At 56.9% G+C, this 20,912-nt stretch carries 27 protein-coding genes; 23 read left to right on the top strand and 4 right to left on the bottom strand.

Annotated features, from left to right (window positions below):
• Positions 1–18 precede the first annotated feature (18 nt).
• The 17 genes from MID00_RS09435 to tatC all read left to right on the top strand — a co-directional run bounded on the left by MID00_RS09435 (position 19) and on the right by tatC (position 11,755).
• On the top strand, positions 19–690 hold the full coding sequence (locus MID00_RS09435; RefSeq protein WP_009455492.1) for a phospholipid-binding protein MlaC: 672 nt from the start codon (positions 19–21) through the stop codon (positions 688–690).
• 186 nt (positions 691–876) lie between these two features.
• Positions 877–1,668: an ABC transporter ATP-binding protein gene (locus MID00_RS09430; protein WP_254500220.1), complete on the top strand. Its 792-nt coding sequence runs from the start codon at positions 877–879 to the stop codon at positions 1,666–1,668.
• 95 nt (positions 1,669–1,763) lie between these two features.
• Positions 1,764–2,522: an ABC transporter permease gene (locus MID00_RS09425; RefSeq protein ID WP_254500295.1), complete on the top strand. Its 759-nt coding sequence runs from the start codon at positions 1,764–1,766 to the stop codon at positions 2,520–2,522.
• Positions 2,523–2,526: 4 nt separating this feature from the next.
• Positions 2,527–2,775, top strand: coding sequence for a BolA family protein (locus MID00_RS09420; RefSeq protein WP_009455487.1), 249 nt, complete (start codon positions 2,527–2,529; stop codon positions 2,773–2,775).
• On the top strand, positions 2,768–4,027 hold the full coding sequence (gene murA / locus MID00_RS09415) for a UDP-N-acetylglucosamine 1-carboxyvinyltransferase (protein ID WP_009455486.1): 1,260 nt from the start codon (positions 2,768–2,770) through the stop codon (positions 4,025–4,027). Before MID00_RS09420 ends, murA begins: the two co-directional genes overlap by 8 nt.
• Entirely contained in the window at positions 4,027–4,701 is a 675-nt protein-coding gene (hisG, locus tag MID00_RS09410) for an ATP phosphoribosyltransferase (protein ID WP_009455485.1), read from the top strand. Before murA ends, hisG begins: the two co-directional genes overlap by 1 nt.
• 129 nt (positions 4,702–4,830) lie before the next feature.
• Positions 4,831–6,135, top strand: coding sequence for a histidinol dehydrogenase (gene hisD, locus MID00_RS09405; RefSeq protein WP_035269855.1), 1,305 nt, complete (start codon positions 4,831–4,833; stop codon positions 6,133–6,135).
• Between the two features lie 25 nt (positions 6,136–6,160).
• Positions 6,161–6,748, top strand: a complete 588-nt coding sequence (gene hisB / locus MID00_RS09400) for an imidazoleglycerol-phosphate dehydratase HisB (protein WP_009455482.1) — start codon at positions 6,161–6,163, stop codon at positions 6,746–6,748.
• Between the two features lie 20 nt (positions 6,749–6,768).
• A complete protein-coding gene (hisH, locus tag MID00_RS09395; RefSeq protein ID WP_254500219.1) occupies positions 6,769–7,416 on the top strand; it encodes an imidazole glycerol phosphate synthase subunit HisH in 648 nt (215 codons plus the stop codon).
• A 77-nt stretch (positions 7,417–7,493) separates the two neighbouring features.
• The gene (gene hisA / locus MID00_RS09390; protein WP_009455480.1) at positions 7,494–8,234 is read left to right on the top strand and encodes a 1-(5-phosphoribosyl)-5-[(5-phosphoribosylamino)methylideneamino]imidazole-4-carboxamide isomerase; all 741 of its coding nucleotides are present in this window, start codon (positions 7,494–7,496) and stop codon (positions 8,232–8,234) included.
• The gene (gene hisF, locus MID00_RS09385; protein ID WP_035269852.1) at positions 8,231–9,022 is read left to right on the top strand and encodes an imidazole glycerol phosphate synthase subunit HisF; all 792 of its coding nucleotides are present in this window, start codon (positions 8,231–8,233) and stop codon (positions 9,020–9,022) included. Before hisA ends, hisF begins: the two co-directional genes overlap by 4 nt.
• Entirely contained in the window at positions 9,022–9,426 is a 405-nt protein-coding gene (hisI, locus tag MID00_RS09380) for a phosphoribosyl-AMP cyclohydrolase (protein ID WP_009455478.1), read from the top strand. The genes hisF and hisI overlap by 1 nt, the downstream gene beginning before the upstream one ends.
• On the top strand, positions 9,423–9,776 hold the full coding sequence (locus tag MID00_RS09375) for a phosphoribosyl-ATP diphosphatase (RefSeq protein ID WP_021447244.1): 354 nt from the start codon (positions 9,423–9,425) through the stop codon (positions 9,774–9,776). The genes hisI and MID00_RS09375 overlap by 4 nt, the downstream gene beginning before the upstream one ends.
• Positions 9,777–9,859: 83 nt before the next feature.
• Entirely contained in the window at positions 9,860–10,228 is a 369-nt protein-coding gene (locus MID00_RS09370) for a histidine triad nucleotide-binding protein (protein ID WP_009455476.1), read from the top strand.
• 12 nt (positions 10,229–10,240) lie between these two features.
• Entirely contained in the window at positions 10,241–10,474 is a 234-nt protein-coding gene (gene tatA / locus MID00_RS09365) for a Sec-independent protein translocase subunit TatA (protein WP_021447245.1), read from the top strand.
• 22 nt (positions 10,475–10,496) lie between these two features.
• Positions 10,497–10,991, top strand: coding sequence for a Sec-independent protein translocase protein TatB (gene tatB / locus MID00_RS09360; protein ID WP_254500218.1), 495 nt, complete (start codon positions 10,497–10,499; stop codon positions 10,989–10,991).
• Positions 10,988–11,755: a twin-arginine translocase subunit TatC gene (gene tatC, locus MID00_RS09355; protein ID WP_009455473.1), complete on the top strand. Its 768-nt coding sequence runs from the start codon at positions 10,988–10,990 to the stop codon at positions 11,753–11,755. Before tatB ends, tatC begins: the two co-directional genes overlap by 4 nt.
• 279 nt (positions 11,756–12,034) lie before the next feature.
• Here the strand turns inward: tatC and MID00_RS09350 are convergent, their stop codons facing one another.
• On the bottom strand, positions 12,035–13,207 hold the full coding sequence (locus MID00_RS09350) for a S1C family serine protease (protein ID WP_009455472.1): 1,173 nt from the start codon (positions 13,205–13,207) through the stop codon (positions 12,035–12,037).
• A 25-nt stretch (positions 13,208–13,232) separates the two neighbouring features.
• Here MID00_RS09350 and MID00_RS09345 point away from each other — a divergent pair, with 25 nt between their 5' ends.
• On the top strand, positions 13,233–14,009 hold the full coding sequence (locus MID00_RS09345; RefSeq protein ID WP_009455471.1) for a Nif3-like dinuclear metal center hexameric protein: 777 nt from the start codon (positions 13,233–13,235) through the stop codon (positions 14,007–14,009).
• Between the two features lie 181 nt (positions 14,010–14,190).
• Here MID00_RS09345 and mscL read toward each other — a convergent pair whose 3' ends face one another.
• Entirely contained in the window at positions 14,191–14,646 is a 456-nt protein-coding gene (mscL, locus tag MID00_RS09340) for a large conductance mechanosensitive channel protein MscL (protein WP_009455470.1), read from the bottom strand.
• A gap of 126 nt (positions 14,647–14,772) precedes the next feature.
• Between mscL and petA the strand changes: the two genes are divergently transcribed.
• The 5 genes from petA to MID00_RS09315 all read left to right on the top strand — a co-directional run bounded on the left by petA (position 14,773) and on the right by MID00_RS09315 (position 18,897).
• Positions 14,773–15,417 (top strand): ubiquinol-cytochrome c reductase iron-sulfur subunit, encoded by a 645-nt coding sequence (gene petA / locus MID00_RS09335; protein WP_035269839.1) that lies wholly within the window; start codon positions 14,773–14,775, stop codon positions 15,415–15,417.
• 50 nt (positions 15,418–15,467) lie between these two features.
• Entirely contained in the window at positions 15,468–16,856 is a 1,389-nt protein-coding gene (locus MID00_RS09330) for a cytochrome bc complex cytochrome b subunit (RefSeq protein WP_009455468.1), read from the top strand.
• Positions 16,857–16,875: 19 nt separating this feature from the next.
• The gene (locus MID00_RS09325) at positions 16,876–17,730 is read left to right on the top strand and encodes a cytochrome c1 (RefSeq protein WP_009455467.1); all 855 of its coding nucleotides are present in this window, start codon (positions 16,876–16,878) and stop codon (positions 17,728–17,730) included.
• A 126-nt stretch (positions 17,731–17,856) separates the two neighbouring features.
• Positions 17,857–18,465 carry a glutathione S-transferase N-terminal domain-containing protein gene (locus MID00_RS09320; RefSeq protein ID WP_009455466.1) on the top strand — a complete coding sequence of 203 codons (609 nt, stop codon included), beginning with the start codon at positions 17,857–17,859 and terminating at the stop codon, positions 18,463–18,465.
• A 6-nt stretch (positions 18,466–18,471) separates the two neighbouring features.
• A complete protein-coding gene (locus tag MID00_RS09315; RefSeq protein ID WP_254500217.1) occupies positions 18,472–18,897 on the top strand; it encodes a ClpXP protease specificity-enhancing factor in 426 nt (141 codons plus the stop codon).
• A 280-nt stretch (positions 18,898–19,177) separates the two neighbouring features.
• Here the strand turns inward: MID00_RS09315 and cysW are convergent, their stop codons facing one another.
• Together cysW and cysT are read right to left on the bottom strand one after the other, a co-directional pair.
• Positions 19,178–20,023 (bottom strand): sulfate ABC transporter permease subunit CysW, encoded by an 846-nt coding sequence (gene cysW, locus MID00_RS09310; RefSeq protein WP_254500216.1) that lies wholly within the window; start codon positions 20,021–20,023, stop codon positions 19,178–19,180.
• Entirely contained in the window at positions 20,020–20,910 is an 891-nt protein-coding gene (gene cysT / locus MID00_RS09305; protein ID WP_051359144.1) for a sulfate ABC transporter permease subunit CysT, read from the bottom strand. Before cysT ends, cysW begins: the two co-directional genes overlap by 4 nt.
• Between the last annotated feature and the right edge of the window lie 2 nt (positions 20,911–20,912).

Below are 20,912 nucleotides of genomic sequence, written 5' to 3'. Positions count from 1 at the left end.
ATTCTTCTGGAGTTTTTTATGATTTCCCGTCCCGCCTTGGGCGGGACTGCTTTGCAGTCCTCCCCCTCTCGCCTGATTTCCTGGATCCTGACCGTCTGTGCGGCCCTGGCTCTGTGTTTGCACGCCATCGCAGCCCAGGCACAAGTTGCAGATCCCAAAGGGGAGCCCAACAAGTTTGTTGAATCGGTCGGCAATCAAGCCTTGCAAGTGGTCAAGGAAAGCGACGCCATCCGCAAGGGTGACCGCGCTGCCATTCTGGCTGCCGTGAACGAAAACATCATGCCCTACGTGAACCTGGAAAAGACGACACGTCTGTCCGCGGGCCGCTACTGGCGTCAAGCCAACCCCGAACAGCGTCAGAAACTGGTCGAAGCGTTCAAGGGCACCTTGGTTCGCACCTACAGTGGCGCCTTGTCCCGCGTGGATGACAAGACACAGCTGACCATCCTGCCTTTCCGTGGCGATTCCAATGCAGACGACGTGGTGGTGCGCTCCTCGCTGACTCAGTCCAACGGTGGCCCGGTCGGTGTGGATTACCGCCTGGAAAAAACACCGGAAGGCTGGAAAATCTACGACTTGAACGTAGAAGGCATCTGGCTGATTCAAAACTACCGCAACCAGTTTGCCCAGCAAATTGAGCAAGGTGGTATTGATGGCCTGATTCAGGCGCTGAACAAACAAAACAGTTAAGGCAGGCCGTGGCAAGCACGGGCGCTTTGGTCGGGCATTCTTAAGCAGACCAGAGTCGTACTCTATAATAAAGAGCCTGATCACCCCCAAACAGGTCTACGCCCATGCGTAGGCCTGTTTAGTTAACAAAGACGCTACAGCGACGACTTCCCCCGCCACACCCGCGTCAGGCCAACCCAAACTGCCATGTCCGCCTTCAAACTCGATAACGTCAGTAAACGCTTCGCTCCCCAAAGCCGGGGACTCAAAAGCCTGTTTTCCCCTCCCCGTTCCGATGCCGGTTTTCTGGCCGTCGATCAGGTCAGCCTGACTATCGAACATGGTGAATTTTTCGGCTTGCTCGGCCCTAACGGCGCCGGCAAAACAACCCTGATTTCCATGTTGGCCGGCCTGACCCGTCCCACCAGCGGCCAGGTCAGTGTCTGTGGTTACGATGTGCGCACCCAGTATCAAAAAGCCCGCCAATCGCTGGGCGTGGTGCCCCAGGAAATTGTTTACGATCCCTTTTTCACCGTCCGTGAAACCTTGTGTCTGCAATCGGGCTACTTTGGCCTGAAAAACAATGACGACTGGATCGACGAGATTCTGGCCAATCTGGCCCTGAGCGACAAGGCCGATGTGAACATGCGCGCCTTGTCCGGCGGCATGAAGCGCCGCGTTCTGGTCGCCCAGGCGCTGGTGCACCGCCCCCCTGTCATTATTCTGGATGAGCCCACTGCCGGTGTGGACGTGGACCTGCGCCGCACGCTGTGGGAGTTCATTATTCGCCTGAATCAACAAGGCCACACCATCTTGCTGACCACCCACTATCTGGAAGAAGCCCAGGCCCTCTGTGGTCGCCTGGCCATGCTTAAAAGTGGCAAGATCGTCGCCCTGGATACCACGCAAGCCATTATGGAGCGCGCAGGCGGCCACGATCTGGAGGATGCATTTGTGCGCATCATGCACAACGAAGGAAAAATGGGAGTCGCACTGTGAACCAGAACAATTCTCCCAAACACTGGGGCGTACCTCAAAACACGGACGCCCCCGCTGCCAAGATCGGCACCCTGAGCCTGCCCCCTCAGCCCAAGATGGGCTCGGGCTTTCCTACGCTGCTGCGCAAGGAGCTGATGCGTTTCTGGAAAGTGGGCTTTCAGACCATTGCTGCGCCCGTTTTGACAGCGCTGATGTATTTGCTGATTTTCGCCCACGTCCTTGAAGGCCGCGTCACGGTATACGACTCCGTGCCCTACACCGCCTTCCTGATTCCGGGCCTGATGATGATGAGCATGTTGCAAAACGCTTTTGCGAACCCGTCCTCATCACTGATTCAAAGCCGCATCACGGGCAATCTGGTCTTTATCCTGCTGCCCCCGCTCTCGCACCGCGAGATTTTCGCCGCCTACCTGCTGGCGTCCATCGCCCGCGGGGTCTGTGTGGGCCTCTGTGTCTGGCTGGTGTCACTGTTCTTTGTCTCTCTGCCTGTCTCCAAACCCTTATGGGTGTTGACCTTTGCCGTCCTGTCTTGCGGCATCATGGGAGCCTTGGGTCTGATCGCCGGCTTGTGGTCTGAAAAATTCGACCAGTTGGCGGCATTCCAGAACTTCCTGATCATGCCTGCTACCTTTCTGTCGGGTGTGTTCTATTCCATCCATAGCCTGCCACCCTTCTGGCAAACTGTTTCACACTGGAACCCGTTGCTCTATACCATTGACGGGTTCCGCTACGGTTTTTTTGCCGCCTCGGATATTTCTCCCTGGTTCAGCCTGACCGTTGTCGCCAGCGTCTTTGTTGCGCTGTGTCTGATTTCGCTACGCCTGCTTGCCTCAGGCTATAAATTACGGAATTGATTTCATGTTGCCGACCCCCGAACAAGTTCACCAATACATTGCCGACAACCTGCCCTGTGAACACTTGCAAGTGCAAGGCGATGGTTCGCACTTTGAGGCCCTGATCGTCAGCACCGCCTTTGAAGGCAAACGCCTGATTGCGCGTCACCAACTGGTTTACAAAGCCCTGGGCGACCGGATGAAAGCCGAAATCCACGCCCTGTCCATGCGCACGCTTACCCCCGACGAATACAAGGCCAATCCGAATGGATAAATTACGCATCACAGGCGGACAACGCCTGAATGGCGAGATCACCGTCTCTGGCGCCAAAAACGCCGCCCTGCCCATTCTGTGCGCCAGTCTGCTGGCTGCTGACACGGTGTACCTGGACAATGTCCCGCGTCTGCGTGACATCGACACTACTCTGAAGCTGTTGGGACAGTTGGGTGTCACCCAGAAGCGCAATGGCACGCTGGAGCTGAATGCAGGCAACATCACCAATCTGGAAGCGCCCTACGAACTGGTGAAAACCATGCGCGCCTCCATTCTGGTGCTGGGCCCCCTGCTGGCGCGCTTTGGCGAGGCACGCGTCAGCCTGCCCGGTGGTTGTGCCATTGGCCAACGCCCTGTGGATCAGCACATCAAGGGTCTGGCGGCCATGGGTGCAGAAATCCATGTCGAGCACGGCTTTGTGAATGCCCGCGCCAAACGCTTGCGCGGTGCCGTGGTGCGCACGGATATGGTGACAGTCACCGGCACCGAAAACCTGATGATGGCCGCCGTTCTGGCTGAAGGCCAAACCATTCTGGAAAACGCAGCCCGCGAACCGGAAATTATTGATCTGGCCGAGCTGCTGATCAAAATGGGTGCCAAGATCCAGGGCCACGGTACCGACCGTATCGTCATTGACGGTGTCGAGCGCCTGCACGGTGCCAAACACACCATCTGCCCCGACCGTATTGAAGCCGGTACGTTCCTGTGCGCCGTTGCCGCTACCGGTGGCGAACTGACCTTGCGCAATACCGATGCTGACGCCATGGGCGCCACGCTGGACAAGCTGCGCGAAGCCGGACTGCAGATTGAAACCGGCTCGGACTGGATCAAGGCCAGCATGAATGGTCGCCCCAAGGCGGTCAGCTTCCGTACCAGCGAATACCCCGGCTTCCCCACGGACATGCAGGCTCAATTGATGGCACTGAACACCATTGCCGACGGCACCGCCTCGGTCGTGGAAACCATCTTTGAAAATCGCTACATGCACGTACAGGAACTGAACCGACTGGGTGCACAGATCGATATCGAAGGCCATATGGCCGTCGTTACCGGCGTTCCTTACCTGACTGGCGCCACCGTCATGGCAACCGACCTGCGTGCGTCAGCCAGCCTGGTCATTGCAGGCCTGGCGGCTCGGGGTGACACTACCGTCGAACGCATCTACCATCTGGACCGTGGCTACGACCGCATGGAAGCCAAGCTTCAAGCCGTAGGCGCCAACATCGAGCGAATCAGCAGCAAGGAAACCTAATGAGTCCCGCCGGTTTAAATCAACCTCTGACGCTGGCCTTGTCCAAAGGCCGGATTTTTGACGAAACCCTGCCCTTGCTGGAAGAGGCAGGCATCAAGGTGCTGGAAAGCCCCGAAACGTCGCGCAAACTGATCCTGCCCACCAATAACCCGGACCTGCGTCTGATTATTGTGCGTGCCACCGACGTGCCAACTTACGTGCAATACGGTGCCGCCCATATCGGGATTGCCGGCAAGGACGTGCTGTACGAGCACATGGAACAGCACCCCGGCGGTCTGTACCAGCCCGTGGACCTGAACATTGCCCGTTGCCGCCTGTGTGTGGCCGTGGCCGAAGGCTTTGACTACCATTCGGCCGTCAAGCAAGGTTCGCGCCTGCGTATCGCCACCAAATACACCCGCGCTGCCCGCGAGCACTTCGCCAGCAAAGGCGTATATGTGGACTTGATCAAGCTGTATGGCTCCATGGAACTGGCTCCGCTGGTCGGTCTGGCCGACGCCATTGTGGACCTGGTCTCCAGCGGCGGCACCTTGCGTGCCAACAAGCTGGTGGAAGTGGAAGACATCACCCCCATTTCCTCGCGCTTGATCGTCAATCAGGCTGCCATGAAGAACCGTGGTGCCCAGTTGCAACCCCTGATCGACGCTTTCTCTCGCGCTTCGGTAGACGAGTAAAACTTCCCCTGCCACGGGCGGGGGATAAACAGCCTGACAATCCTGCTTGCGCAAAAGGCGCAGACCGCCTTTTGCCTAAGCGAAATGTTATACACTGGCCTTTGAACCTTAGCTTTTTCCCATAGCGACATGTCACTGATCCATCGCCTGACCTCCCAATCCGCCCAGTTCGATGCCGAACTGCGCACTCTACTGGCTTACGAAGCGTCCGAAGACGCGTCTATCGAGCACGCTTGTGCCGAAATTCTGCATCGTATCCAGCATGAGGGGGACACGGCCTTGCTGGATTACACCCAGCGCTTTGACCGACTGGCTGTTGAACAGGCCTCGGCACTGGAAATCTCCAAAGAAGAACTGTTTGCGGCTCTGGACAGCCTGCCTGCCGATCAGCGCAAGGCACTGGAACAGGCCGCCGAGCGTGTGCGTCGTTACCACGAGCATCAGCGCACTGAAACCTGGACCTACACGGAAGCCGATGGCACCGTGCTGGGCCAGCAAGTTACCCCCTTGGACCGTGTGGGACTGTATGTCCCCGGTGGCAAGGCCGCTTACCCCTCCTCGGTTCTGATGAACGCCATTCCTGCCAAAGTGGCGGGTGTTCCAGAGCTGATCATGGTCACGCCTACACCCGATGGCGTGCGCAACCCCATCGTGCTGGCGGCTGCCGCCCTGGGCGGTGTCGATCGCGTGTTCACTATTGGTGGCGCGCAGGCTGTAGGCGCTTTGGCTTACGGTACGGACACCATCCCGCCGGTAGACAAGATTGTCGGCCCCGGCAACGCCTATGTCGCCGCTGCCAAACGCCGCGTCTTTGGCGTCGTTGGCATCGACATGATTGCCGGCCCCTCCGAAATCCTGATCATCAGCGACGGCAGTGCTCCTGCTGACTGGGTGGCCATGGACCTGTTCTCCCAGGCTGAACACGACGAGCTGGCCCAAGCCATCTTGCTGTGTCCCGATGCGGACTTCCTGGACCAGGTTGAAGCGGCCATCGAACGTCTGCTCCCCACCATGCCACGCGCGGACATCATCCGTCGCAGCCTGTCTGGTCGCGGTGCCCTGATCCACGTCCGCGATCTGGACGAGGCCTGTAAGATCAGCAACCATATCGCGCCGGAACACCTGGAAGTCTCTACCCGTAATGCCCAGGACTTGTTGGGCAAAATCCGCCATGCTGGCGCCATTTTCCTGGGCCCCTACAGCTCCGAATCGCTGGGCGATTACTGTGCCGGGCCTAACCATGTCCTGCCGACGGCACGCACTGCGCGTTTCTCGTCACCTTTGGGCGTCTACGATTTCCAGAAACGCAGCAGCATTATTCAGGTTTCAGAATCAGGCGCCCAAACACTGGGACCCATAGCCGCTACGCTGGCACAAGGCGAGGGCCTGTACGCCCACGCTGCCAGCGCGCAATTCCGATTGAACCAATCCTGATACCGGCCTTGCCGCCGGCACTGATATGCGCACCGCCGAGATTACCCGCAATACCAATGAAACCCGCATCCGCGTGGCCGTTAACCTGGACGGCACCGGCCGTCACTCGCTCAACAGCGGCGTGCCCTTTCTGGACCACATGCTGGACCAGATCGCCCGCCATGGTCTGATTGACCTGGACGTGCACTGTGAGGGCGACACCCACATCGATGATCACCACACTGTCGAGGATATCGGCATCGCGCTGGGCCAGGCTTTTGCCAAGGCCGTAGGCAGCAAAGCCGGTCTGCGCCGCTACGGCCATGCCTATGTACCATTGGACGAGTCGCTCTCGCGCGTAGTGGTGGACTTCTCCGGTCGCCCCGGCCTGTTTTATTTTGTGCCCTTTACCCGCGCACGAATCGGCCAGTTCGATGTAGACTTGGCACGCGAGTTTTTCCAGGGTTTTGTCAATCACGCCCTGGTTTCTATGCACATCGATAACCTGCGCGGCGAAAACGCACACCACCAGTGCGAAACCGTGTTCAAAGCCTTTGGCCGAGCATTGCGTATGGCTCTGGAGCTGGACCCACGTAGCGAAGGCGTGGTGCCTTCGACCAAAGGGGTTCTGTAAACGTCCTTCGGACACACATCGTGACCACTATCGCTATTGTCGATTACGGTTCGGGCAACATCTTCTCGGTTGCCCGAGCACTGCATGCCGCCGCAGCTGATGCGCGCATCGTTCTTGCTCAAACCCCTCAAGCCATTCTGGATGCGGACCGGGTTGTCTTACCCGGCCAGGGTGCCATGCCCGATTGCATGGCCCACCTGGACCAATCCGGTTTGCGTGATGCCTTGCTGACAGCCGCCCGCAACAAGCCCTTATTGGGCATTTGCGTAGGCGAACAAATGCTGTTCGATTCCAGTCAGGAAGGCAATGTCCCCTGTTTAGGTCTGATTCCCGGCCAAGTGCGCCGTTTTGAGGGCCCGAACTACAAAAGCAGCGACCACGCCTCCGGCCCCGGGCTGAAAGTGCCCCATATTGGCTGGAACCGCGTACACCAGACTCAGGATCATCCCTTATGGGCTGGCATTGAGGATGGCGCGTTCTTTTACTTTGTTCATAGCTACTTTGTCGATCCGCTGCATATAGATCAAACTTGTGGTTCGACGCACTATGGCCAACGCTTTACCTCGGCGATAGCAAACGCTAATATTTTTGCGTTGCAATGCCATCCTGAGAAAAGCGCAGACAACGGCCTGCAACTGTTCCGGAATTTCGCCAACTGGAAGCCATGATTTTTCAAGCAAGCTTCCCGGCGTTGTTCTGACTTTTTCCGACCCAGTATTTCTTACGTTTTTTACGGCTAAAGACCATGCTTTTGATTCCCGCCATCGACCTCAAAGACGGGCGTTGTGTGCGCCTTCGCCAGGGTGACCTGGACGATGCCACTATTTTCTCGGATGATCCGGCCAAAATAGCAACACAATGGCTGGAACAAGGGGCCCGGCGCCTGCATCTGGTGGACCTGAACGGCGCTTTTGCCGGTAAGCCCAAGAACAGCGAAGCCATCAAATCCATTATTGCTGCCATCGACGGTGAAATTCCCGTACAGATCGGCGGTGGTATCCGCGACCTGGATACCATCGAGCGCTACCTGGACGCTGGCATGAGCTATGTCATTATTGGCACTGCCGCTGTCAAAAGCCCTGGTTTCCTGCAAGACGCCTGCAGCGCCTTTCCTGGCAACATCATTGTTGGCCTGGATGCCCGTGACGGCAAAATCGCCACCGACGGCTGGAGCAAGCTGACCCGCCACGACGTACTGGATCTGGCCAAGAAATTTGAAGACTACGGCTGCGAGTCCATTATCTACACCGATATTGGCCGCGACGGCATGCTGACTGGCGTGAACATCGAAGCCACCGTCAAGCTGTCCCAGCACGTGAAGATTCCCGTCATCGCCTCCGGCGGTGTTACCAACCTGAAAGACATCGAAGACCTGTGTGCCGTAGAGCACGAAGGCATCGAAGGTGTGATTTTGGGTCGCAGCATTTACGAAGGCACCCTGAATTTTGCCGAGGCGCAAACCTTCGCTGACGAGTACCAGGCATGAGCCAGGACGTCACCAACGAATTAGCCTGCCGCATCATTCCTTGTCTGGACGTGACCGCTGGCCGTGTGGTCAAAGGCATCAACTTTGTGGATCTGGTCGATGCCGGAGACCCGGTCGAGATCGCCCGCAAGTACAACGACCAGGGCGCCGACGAACTGACCTTCCTGGACATTACGGCCACCTCGGACAACCGTGATCTGATCTTGCCCATCATCGAACAGGTGGCCAGCCAGATTTTCATCCCCCTGACAGTGGGCGGTGGTGTGCGTGAAGTGGCCGACATCCAGCGCCTGCTCAATGCCGGTGCGGACAAGGTGTCCATTAACAGCGCCGCCATCAGCAACCCGGACCTGGTGCGTGCCGCCAGCGATCACCATGGCAAGCAATGCATGGTCGTCGCCATTGATGCACGCCGTGTCAGTGCTGAGAACGAAGCACCACGCTGGGAAGTCTTTACCCACGGCGGTCGTCGTGGAACCGGCCTGGACGTGGTGGAATGGGCAGCCCGCATGGCCGAATACGGCGCCGGCGAACTGCTGCTGACCAGCATGGACCGCGACGGCACCAAATCCGGCTTTGATCTGGAACTGACTCGTGCCGTGTCCGAGGCGGTCTCCGTTCCCGTTATCGCCTCTGGTGGAGTGGGCGGCCTGCAAGACCTGGCCGATGGCGTGATCAAGGGCGGCGCCAGTGCCGTACTGGCCGCCAGCATCTTCCACTACGGTCAACACACTATTGCCGAAGCCAAGGATTTCATGGCTGCGCAAGGTATTCAGGTGCGACGCTAATGGCTGACTTACCGGCCTGGCTGGCTGAAATCCGCTTTGATGAACAAGGCTTGATCCCCGCGATTGCGCAGGACCAGGCCACGGGCAAAATCTTGATGGTCGCCTGGATGAACCAGGAGTCCCTGCAAGAGACCGTCAGCACCGGCCGCGCCGTGTACTGGTCGCGTTCCCGCCAGCGCCTGTGGCGCAAGGGCGAGGAATCCGGCCACGTGCAGCACGTCAGCGACTTGCGCCTGGACTGTGATGGCGACGTTATTTTGCTTAGCGTGGAGCAGGTTGGCCAGATCGCCTGTCATACGGGTCGTGAAAGCTGCTTTTATCGCCAGCTGCAAGGCCAGAGCGATCAGGCACAATGGGTGGCGGTTGACCCCGTCCTGAAAGACCCGGAGCATATTTACCGATGAGCGAACAACCTACTGTCGAGACCATCCTTGATCATCTTGGCCGCACCCTGAAGTCCCGCCTGCCTGCACAAGGCGGGGACCCATCCTCTTCCTACGCCGCCAAGCTGCTGGCCAAGGGACCGGATGCATTCCTGAAGAAAATCGGGGAAGAAGCGACCGAGCTGGTCATGGCTGCCAAGGATGAAGAACGCGAGCGCATCGTCTACGAAACGGCAGACCTGTGGTTTCATAGCCTGGTGGCCCTGACTTACTACGGTCTGGAGCCCCGCGATGTCCTGACAGAACTGCTGCGCCGCGAAGGTACATCTGGGCTGGAAGAAAAAGCTTCGCGCCCTAAGGACCAGGTGTAATTCTGTCATTTAGACGCGCTACACTGTCCTGATACCTAGATTTTTGGCACTTGCCCAGCAAGTGCTTCGCTACCGAGGTTGCTATGAGCGAGAACTGTCTGTTTTGTAAAATTGCTGCCGATCAGATCCCGTCCAAAAAAGTGTACGAGGACGAGGACTTTCTGGCATTTCACGACATCAACCCAGCTGCACCTATCCATATCCTGGTAATCCCCAAGAAACACGTCGTGTCCATGCAGGACGTATCAGGCCAGGATAGTGAATGGTTGGGTAAAATGATGGCTTTGGCACCTTCCCTGGCCGCACAGGCTGGTTGTCGCCCCGGCCCTGAAGGCGGTTTCCGCATTGTCATCAACAACGGTTTGGATGGCGGGCAGGAAATCAACCATTTACACATGCACATCTTGGGCGGTGAGCGCCCATGGCAACAACGCGCAGCCATGGCTGCTTAAGGGAGATACATTATGGGTAGCTTTAGCATTTGGCACTGGCTGATCGTTCTGGTCATCGTTGCCCTGGTTTTCGGCACCAAGAAACTGCGTAATATCGGCTCGGATCTGGGCGGTGCAGTCAAAGGTTTCAAAGAAGGCATGAAAGACGTGGGTGAAGAAGAAAAAACACCCGAAACCGTCAGCCAACGCGCTGCCGATCCTCAAACGATCGACGTGCAGGCCAAGGAAAAGTCCGATCGCGCCTGATCCCCTTCTTGTGTGAGTCTGAATGTTTGATGTCAGCTTTAGCGAACTGCTCCTGATTGGAGTGGTTGCCCTGATCGTCATCGGTCCCGAACGTCTTCCTAAAGTAGCGCGCACCGTCGGCCATTTGCTTGGCCGCGCGCAGCGCTACGTTAACGAGGTCAAGACCGATATTCAACGCGAAATCAATCTGGATGAGGTGAACAAGCTCAAAGACCAGATGGAGGACGCCGCGCGCTCGGTGCGCAGTTCGGTCGAGGACACGGGCAAAAGCATCAGCCAGCCTCTGACAGAAGCCCGCGACACCCTGCAAAACGCGTCGGAGTCCGCACGCAAGGCCTTCTCGGATACCGCCGAGAGCGCCAAGGCGAGCCCCGACGCAGCCCCCGCGAAAGAATCGGCTGCCAGTCAGCCCGATACGGATGCAGCCGCCCAGCCAGCGCCCAGTGCGCCAGCCAGTGACGACGCTCCCCGTCCTACGGATGCTCCCGCCCAACCCTCTAAAGGACCGACGGCATGAGCACCGAAGCGCCTCAAGAAGATACCTTCATCTCCCACCTGGTCGAGCTGCGTACACGCCTGCTGCGCGCGGTCATTGCCGTGGTCGGGATTTTTATCGTGCTGTTTACGTATCCTGGCGCTTCGGCCATTTATGATGTGCTGGCCCAGCCCATGATGAGCTCTCTGCCCGAGGGTACGCGCATGATTGCCACCGGGGTGATTACCCCCTTCATGGTGCCGGTCAAAGTCACCTTGATGGCATCATTCGTATTGGCCTTGCCTATCGTGCTCTACCAGGCATGGGCCTTTATTGCGCCAGGTTTGTACAACCACGAAAAGAAGCTGGCTCTGCCGCTGATCATGACCAGCACCTTGCTGTTCATTGCCGGCATGGCGTTTTGTTATTTCGTGGTGTTCCGCACCGTGTTTCACTTCATCGCCTCGTTTGCCCCGCAATCGATTACACCAGCACCGGACATCGAAGCCTATCTGGGCTTTGTCATGACCATGTTCCTGGCCTTTGGCATTACCTTTGAAGTGCCTATCGCCGTGATTTTGCTGGTGAAAACAGGCGTTGTAACGGTAGCCAAGCTGCGCGAAATCCGTGGTTATGTAATCGTGGGCGCGTTTGTGATCGCCGCTATCGTGACTCCGCCCGATGTGGTCAGCCAGATCTTGTTGGCCGCCCCGCTATGCCTGCTTTATGAATTAGGGATTCTGGCCGCCAGCCTGATCAAGAAACGGGAAGCGGAAAACAGCGAAGGCCGCGAGCTGGATCTGTAAAACGATCAAAGCAACACCTGTTTGTACGCGTCACATGGCGTGTAGACCCAAAAATGGCTCTCTTGCCTTGCTCCAAAAGGAGTAGCCCAGAGAGCCATTTTTTTAGATACCTTGCCAAGCCTTCGCGCCACTACGATCTGCAAAACAGCGTAGCCAAATGCAAATCGCCTGACCACGCAAGCATCACACACTACCCAAGAGCCTGTACGGCCTGCAAGGCCTTGAACGCACCGTTACGCCCTTTCGGTGAACTCCAGCGAAGAGGAGAAGCTGCCGGCCCTATTTGCGCACCTGAGGTCGCATACCGACCTTGACGGGAACGTCCAGCTCCTTGCCATCGCGCAATACGCTTAATGTCACGGTCTGCCCGGGTTGCACTGGGCCAATCTGATTGAGCAGGCCAATTGAATCGGCCACCTGCTGACCATTCAAGCGCAACACAATATCGCCCACCTGCAAATGCGCCTCGGCAGCCGGACCGTGACGTTGCACACTGGCAATAATCACACCTGCATCACTCTTTAGTTTGAAAGACTTGATCAGGTCCGGGGTAATGTCCTGTGGCTCCAGGCCCAGCCAGCCGCGCGTCACTTCACCATTACGGATAATTTCGTTCATGATGGCCAGCGCAGTCGAGGACGGAATGGCAAAACCGATACCCAGCGAACCGCCCGTTTCGGAATAAATAGCGGTATTGATTCCCACCAGACGGCCAACCGCATCCACCAGGGCCCCACCCGAGTTGCCGGGATTAATGGCGGCATCGGTCTGAATGAAGTTTTCGTAAATATTGATGCCCAGGCGATTGCGTCCCAAGCCGGAGACAATGCCCATCGTCGTGGTCTGACCCACTCCGAAAGGATTGCCAATGGCCAGCACCACATCGCCCACCTGCAACTGATCCTGTTCCTGGGTCTGGATCACAGCCAGCTTGGGCAGATCCACTTTCAGCACGGCCAGATCGCTTTCAGGGTCCGAGCCAATCAGACGCGCCTTGGCCTGACGTCCATCCGATAATGCCACCTCGATGGCATCAGCCGCTTCAATCACGTGGTAATTGGTCAGGATATAACCCTGCTCGTGTACGATCACGCCCGAACCCAGGTTGATTGTGGAGCGGCGACCCATCAAGTCGGGCAGTTCGCGAAACAGGCGCTGCAGATCAGGATCTTCCAGCAAGGGGGAATTGCCTTCCAAATGCTTGCTGGTGTACACATTAACGACCGCCGGCGCGGCGCTAGTGACAGCCGAGGCATACGACAGCGGGCCATCCTGCTCCATAGCAGCCGCGGGGACCAGGGGCGGAACCGGTGCAGGCAAAACCACCGTATTCGTAGAACGGACGGGAGCCTCGGGCGCGCCCACCCACTGCGGCCGCAGCGTCACTACAATAAAAAAGCCCGCCAGACAAATTGTCACCGCTTGAGCAAACACTAGCCACAATCGACGCATAGCACTCTTTCAGATAAGGATTTCCATGACTCAGGTTTCAACAGCCGAACTGGCCAGCTGGCTCAATAGCACCTTGGATGTCGCCCGTTTCAAGGACTATTGTCCCAATGGGCTTCAGGTCGAAGGCAAGCCCTATATTGGCAAACTCGTCACCGGCGTGACGGCCTCGCTGGCACTGATTGATGCCGCTATTGCCCGCCAGGCGGACGCAATTTTGGTGCACCACGGCTGGTTCTGGAAAAACGAAAACCCGTGCATTGTAGGCGCCCGAAAAACTCGTATCGAACGCGTCCTGACGCATCAGCTTAACCTCCTGGGCTATCACCTGCCCCTGGACGCTCACCCTGTCCTGGGCAATAACGCCCAGTTGGCTCGCCAGTTAGGCATCGAGGTGCTGCGCGACGCAGACGGCGTGGCACAAACCTGTGGTCCGGATGGACTGGTCTGGCTGGGTGAACTGCCAACCCCAGTTTCACTGGAAACATTCAGCCTGACAGTTTGCAATAATTTACAACGGCAGCCACTGGTTGTTGGCGATTTACAACGGAAAATCCGCCGAATAGCTTGGTGCACAGGAGGGGCACAGGGCTTTATTGATAGCGCCATCGCTGCGCAGGCCGATCTCTACATCAGCGGCGAGGCTTCGGAACAGACATTTCACAGTGCGCAGGAAAACAATATTGCCTTCATGGCAGCCGGCCATCACGCAACCGAACGCTATGGGGCCAAGGCTTTGGGCGAAGAAATCGCTCGCCAGTTTGGCATAGAAGTGGAGTTCATCGATCTGGATAACCCGATCTGATTTCATCAAAAACCCGCACATATGACCTTGAACAAGCTTTAAAGCGCCACAGGCTAGACAAGCCCAGGCCCTGAAAGGCTAAAATCAGGCATCCGGCGCGGGCAAACTTGACCCTGCCGGTGGGTTTACATAAACAAAAAGGTGCCGAAAGGCACCTTAAAGCTTTGATAAGTCCGGGCTTTTATTTTTTCAGCGAATCCCTGATCTCGCGCAGCAAGATGACGTCTTCAGGGGTTGGTTCGGGTACGGCCTCAGCAGCTTCAGCCTTGGCCACGGTGGCACGCATACGGTTAATCATCTTGACCATGCAAAACACCACGAAGGCCAGCAAGATGAAGTTGATGAAAATGGTCAGGAAGTTACCCCACGACAAAACAACAGCACCGGCCGCATTCAGAGCTTCCAGGGTTTCTGGGCCGGTAAAGCCCTCTGGTGTACGCAAGACCGTGAACTGGTTGGTAAAATCCACTTCGCCGCCAAGGATGAAACTGATGACGGGCATGACGATGTCTTTTACCAGCGAGTCGATAATCTTGCCAAAAGCAGCGCCAATAATGACACCGACCGCAAGGTCCATCATGTTGCCCTTAACTGCGAACTCCCGGAATTCGTTCAGGAAACCTCGAGCCTTGTTCATATGTTCACCTTTGATCAAGTTATGCTGCGCTGGGTAACGCGTATAATGTGCGGTTGAATAATATACCCAGGCCCAAATCCGTAAATTGTGGTATTGCCCGAGTCGGGCAGGAATAAGGATACTAGAATGAGTCAGAATACGACACAGCCCGATGCCATAGGCGCGGTTGATTTCAATCTTCCGCCCGATCCTTCGCGCCGCACCTGGGTCGCCACCGCCTGTGCATTAGGTGGTGTCGCTGGTGTGGCGACAGCTGTTCCCTTTGTCAGCTCCTTTGCTCCTTCCGAGAAAGCAAAAGCGGCCGGCGCTCCCGTAGAGGTCGATATTTCCGGTATCGCCCCCGGTCAGATGCGCACCGTGGAATGGCGCGGGAAACCCGTCTGGATTCTGCACCGCACCAAAGAGCAGCTGGACGCACTGCCCAAGCTGGACAGCCAGCTGGCCGACCCTGACTCGGATCGCCCCGGTTACACCCCTGCGTACGCCAAGAACGAATACCGTTCGCGTCGCCCTGAAATCTTTATCTGTATCGGTATCTGCACCCACCTGGGGTGCTCCCCTACCCCGCATCTGGCTGCTGGCGCTGGCGCTGGTCTGCCCGGTGGTTGGGAAGGCGGCTTTCTGTGCCCCTGCCACGGCTCCACGTTCGACCTGGCCGGCCGCGTCTACAGCAACAAGCCTGCTCCAGACAATCTGGAAATCCCGCCCTACGAGTTCTCGGCTGACGGCACGATGGTTACCATCGGCGTAGACGAAAACAACAAGGCCTAAGGCGGCTGTAACCCAATACGTACTATTTAAAAAGATAAAGGAGCCGTTTCATGGCTGGCGAGAAAACCGTCGAAACGACAGGACTCTTGGGATGGATTGACAGGCGTTTCCCCCTGACATCCATGTACAAAGAGCACATGTCAGAATATTACGCGCCGAAGAACTTCAACTTCTGGTACTTCTTTGGCTCTCTGGCACTGCTGGTGCTGGTTATCCAGATCGTGACTGGTATTTTCCTGGTCATGAACTACAAGCCAGATGCCAAGCTGGCCTTTGAGTCGGTTGAATACATCATGCGTGAAGTGCCCGGTGGCTGGATCATCCGCTACATGCACTCCACAGGCGCTTCCATGTTCTTCGTGGTGGTGTACCTGCACATGCTGCGCGGCTTGTTCTACGGTTCTTACCGCAAGCCACGTGAACTGGTCTGGATCTTTGGCGTTGCCATTTTCCTCTGTCTGATGGCTGAAGCCTTCATGGGCTACCTGCTGCCATGGGGCCAGATGTCCTACTGGGGCGCCCAGGTGATTGTTAACCTGTTCTCGGCCATTCCTTTCATTGGTCCTGACCTGGCTATTTTCATCCGTGGTGACTACGTGGTGTCCGACGCCACCCTGAACCGCTTCTTTGCTCTGCACGTGATTGCGGTGCCTCTGGTCCTGCTGGGTCTGGTTGTGGCTCACCTGATCGCTCTGCACGAAGTGGGTTCCAACAACCCCGACGGTGTGGAAATCAAGAAAGGCCCCAAAGACGCTCAAGGTCGTCCTTTGGATGGCATCCCCTTCCACCCTTACTACACCGTGCATGACATCCTGGGTGTGGCGGGCTTCCTGATTGTGTTTGCCGCGATTGTGTTCTTTGCCCCTGAAATGGGCGGCTACTTCCTGGAGTTCAACAACTTCAGCCCTGCCGATGCACTGAAGACTCCTCCGCACATTGCTCCTGTCTGGTACTTCACGCCGTTCTACTCCATGCTGCGTGCCACGACTGCCGACTTTACCTGGGTTCTGGCCGGTGCTTCCGTGCTGGGTGCTCTGGTGCTGTTCGTCAAAGGCAAGCTGCCCGGTATCTGGCGCCTGGTCGTACCCGCTGTCCTGATCGCTGTTGCTGTGCTGCTGCGTGTTATCGACGCCAAGTTCTGGGGCGTGGTGGCCATGGGTGGTACGGTCGTGATCCTGTTCTTCCTGCCTTGGCTGGATAAATCGCCTGTGAAGTCGATTCGCTACCGTCCTACCTGGCACAAAGTGCTGTACGCGATTTTCATCATCAACTTCCTGATCTTGGGTTACCTGGGCACACAGGCTCCGAACGACTTGTTCAACCTGCTGAGCCAGATCGGTACGGTGATCTACCTGGCCTTCTTCCTGCTGATGCCAGTATGGAGCCGCATGGGTACGTTCAAACCCGAACCTGATCGCGTGACTTTCCGCCCTCACTAGGCCCCCAACACGAAACGGAATGACCATGATTAAGAAACTGCTTGGCGCTCTGGCCTTGTCCCTTACCTGCACGGTGGCTGGTGCCGCCGAAGGTGGCTATGCCCTGGAGCGCGCGCCCGACCGCATGAATGACATGGCGGCGTTGCAAAATGGCGCAAAACTGTTTGTGAACTACTGTCTGAACTGTCATAGCGCCAACTCCATGCGCTACAACAAGCTGACAGACATCGGCCTGACCGAAGAGGACATCAAGAAAAACTTGCTGTTCTCCTCGGACAAGGTGGGTGATCTGATGAAGATCGCCATGACCCCCGAAATGGGCAAGAAGTGGTTTGGCGCTGCTCCTCCGGACCTGTCCGTGATTGCGCGTGCCAAGTCCACCAACCTGGGCCCTAGTGGCGCGGACTACATCTACACCTACTTGCGCACTTTCTACCGTGACGCATCCCGCCCAACCGGCTGGGATAACCTGGTCTTCCCAAGCGTGGGTATGCCTCACGCCATGTGGGAGCGCCAAGGTGGCGTCACCTTGCACCGCACGACCGTGGCCCAGGAAGCCAAGGACGATGGCAGCAAGGAATGGGTCAAGACCACGGCTACTTACGATCCAGCCGGTTTCTCCGACGTCAAGAAAGAAGTATTGGCCGATTACACCGGTCACGCTACTGACACCGTCAAGCTTGAGCCTGTTAACGCCAAGGCTGCTGCCAAATACGACAGCGACGTGGCCGACCTGGCCAACTTCATGGACTGGATGGCCGAGCCTGTGCAGCTGGAGCGCAAGAAAATTGGCGTGGGCGTGATCCTGTTCCTGCTCTTGTTCTTTGCCGTTGCATGGCGCCTGAACAGCGTTTTCTGGAAAGACATCAAGTAAAACGCTATGCTAGACGGGCAGGCCTAACTAGCCTGCCCGGCTTTTTATTGTTAAAACCCCTTGCAGGGTTTTAAATTCTGAGCCGTGAGGCTCTTGTTTTTATTTCTACGACTGGAATCTCCTACCATGATGGTGCTCTACTCTGGAACAACTTGCCCATTCTCACAGCGCTGCCGTTTCGTGTTGTTTGAAAAAGGCATGGATTTCGAGATCCGCGACATCGACTTGTACAACAAGCCTGAAGATATCGCCGTCATGAACCCCTACGGACAGGTGCCGATCCTGGTAGAACGTGACCTGATCTTGTACGAATCGAACATCATCAATGAATACATTGATGAGCGTTTCCCGCATCCTCAGCTGATGCCTGCGGACCCCACCATGCGCGCCCGCACACGCCTGTTCCTGTACAACTTCGAAAAGGAACTGTTTGTGCACGTGGCCGCCCTGGAAGACCGCCGCAACGCAGATGCCAAGGCACAGGAACTGGCCCGTCAGCAAATCCGCAACCACTTGTCGCAGCTGGCTCCCATCTTGCTGAAGAACAAGTACATGCTGGGCGAAGAGTTCTCCATGCTGGACGTGGCGATCGCTCCCCTGCTCTGGCGCCTGGACCACTACGGTATCGAACTGCCCAAGAGCGCTGCTCCTGTGCAAAAGTACGCCGAGCGCGTGTTCTCGCGTCCTGCTTACATTGAAGCACTGACTCCTTCCGAAAAAGTCATGCGTCGCTAATCCACTATGCAAGAAACCTCGACCAAGCCTTACCTGCTGCGCGCTCTACATGAATGGTGTTCCGACCACGGATACACCCCACACATCGTGGTCACGGTAGACGCCAACACGGTTGTTCCACGCGGCCATATTCAGGATGGACAAATCACCCTGAATATCGGACATCTGGCCACCAATGGCCTGATCCTGGGCAACGACTACATTGAATTCCAGGCCCGCTTTGGCGGCGTCACGGAAGACATTTTCGTACCCGTGGCAGCTGTATCGGCCATTTACGCACGCGAAACAGGCGCTGGTATGGGTTTTGAGGTGGTGGAGTCCGAGCCTTACGCAGAAGGTGACACACCGGACGCCGCTCCTGAAGCTGCACCGGAAGCTCCCACTGCCAAGAAAGACGCTGACAAGGTCTCGCACCTGAAGATCGTCAAATAAGGCGCGTTCGACGCAGACAAAAATAGAGCCCCGCATGGGGCTCTATTTATTTGGGTTCCAAGCTCGGCATTCACCCTAGCTTTGGCTTTAGCTTGGCTTGGCTTGGCTTGGCTTGGCTTGGCTTGGCTTGGCTTGGCTTGGCTTGGCTTGGCTTGGCTTGGCTTGGCTTGGCTTGGCTTGGCTTGGCTTGGCAGATCAGTATCAGCTGCTTAAACCACCTCAGGGAATACTCAGCCACCTAACGCCACTGAAAATATTTCCCGAACCTCCAGCCCACCATCTACCCTTGTACTGCCTCCGCTTGATTACGGCGACGCCCAGCCGCCACACGCCACTCCAGCAGACTCTTGAGCATCACAGACACAATCGCGAATACCGCCAGCAGCGCAGCCGCTGTAAAGGCCGCTGCAGCCTTGTTATCGTTGTTCAGCTGATCCACCAGCAAGGACAAGGTCAAAGTCTGATTCATGATGGTGCCCGACACCACGGACACGGCCCCAAACTCCCCAATCGCACGGGCATTGGTCAACACCACGCCATAGAGCAAGGCCCATTTGATATCCGGCAGCGTCACATGCCAGAAGATCTGCCAGCCATTGGCGCCCAGACTTAGAGCCGCCGCCTGTGCATCCGAGCCCTGAGCCTGCATGATGGGAATCAGGATACGAGCCACATAAGGCGTCGTCACAAAGATAGTGACCATCAAGATACCCGGCCAGGCGAACATCAACTGAATATCACGCGCGCTTAGCCATTGCCCCAGGGACGACTCCACACCGTAGACCACCAGGTAACACAGGCCCGCCACCACCGGAGAGACCGCGTAAGGCAAATCCACCAAGGTACTTAGCAGACGACGACCACGGAACTGGTAATGCGTCAGACACCAGGCCAGCAAGATGCCAAAGACCATATTCAGGGGCACCGTCAGCACCGCCACAAACAGAGTCAACCCGATGGCATGCAGCATATAGTCCTCTTGCAGATTGCTCCACAAGGCAGGCAAACCATCGGCCAAGGCTTTGGAGAAAATCAGTACCAAGGGGACTACCAGCAGCCCCAGCACCAACACAATGCCCAAGGCCAAAATCAGGCGGTCTGCCGTGCTTTTAGGTGTTTTTCTCATGGTGCCCTCCGCTGCCAGCCTAATAGACGATTCTGCACCATCTGCAAGGTGAACAAGAGCAGCAAGGATGCGATCAAGATCACCGAGGCAATCGCGGCAGCGGCCGGGTAATTGAACTCTTGCAGCCGCACAAAAATCATCAGGGACGACACTTCAGTTTTGAAGGGAATATTGCCCGCAATCATGATGACTGCGCCAAACTCACCCAGGCTACGAATAAAAGCTTGAGACGCTCCAGTCACCAGAGCAGGAATCAGCGGTGGGAACACCACCTTGCTGAAGGTCTGCCAGCCACTGGCACCCAAGGTGTGGGCAACCTCTTCATACTCGGCACCCAGCTCTTCAATCACGGGCTGCACGATACGCACCACAAAGGGCAAACTGGTGAACGTCATGGCCAAAACAATACCGGGGTATTGATAAGCAACCTTCCAACCCTCCGGCAGAAACTGGCCAAACCAGCCACCAGGCACAAATAGCGTCGCCAAGGTCAAACCTGCTACCGACGTTGGCAAGGCAAACGGCAGGTCCACTAAAGCATCAATCAGACGGCGCCCCGGAAACTCAAAGCGCGTGATAATCCAGGCAATGATGAAGCCCACCACACTGGCAATCACAGTGGAGTAAAAAGCGGCACTGATCGTGACCTGATAACTGCTGACAACGCGTTTATCAGTCACCGCACGCCAGTAATCGGCCAGACTCATGTCACTGACGTACATGAACAAGGCCGACAAAGGCAGCAGCACAATAATGGACAGGTACAGGACGCTAAAGCCAAAGCTCAGTCCAAAACCCGGCATGACGGGGCGGCGCAGAAAGAAGATGGGCTTTAGCGCAGCCTTCGCCCCGGAATCCTGCGCCCCGCCCACAAGAGTACGACTCATGA

The sequence above is a fragment of the Alcaligenes sp. NLF5-7 genome, assembly GCF_024266725.1.
In the GTDB taxonomy this organism is placed as follows: Bacteria; Pseudomonadota; Gammaproteobacteria; order Burkholderiales; family Burkholderiaceae_B; genus Alcaligenes; species Alcaligenes phenolicus.
This window is presented reverse-complemented; position numbering and strand designations above follow the sequence as displayed.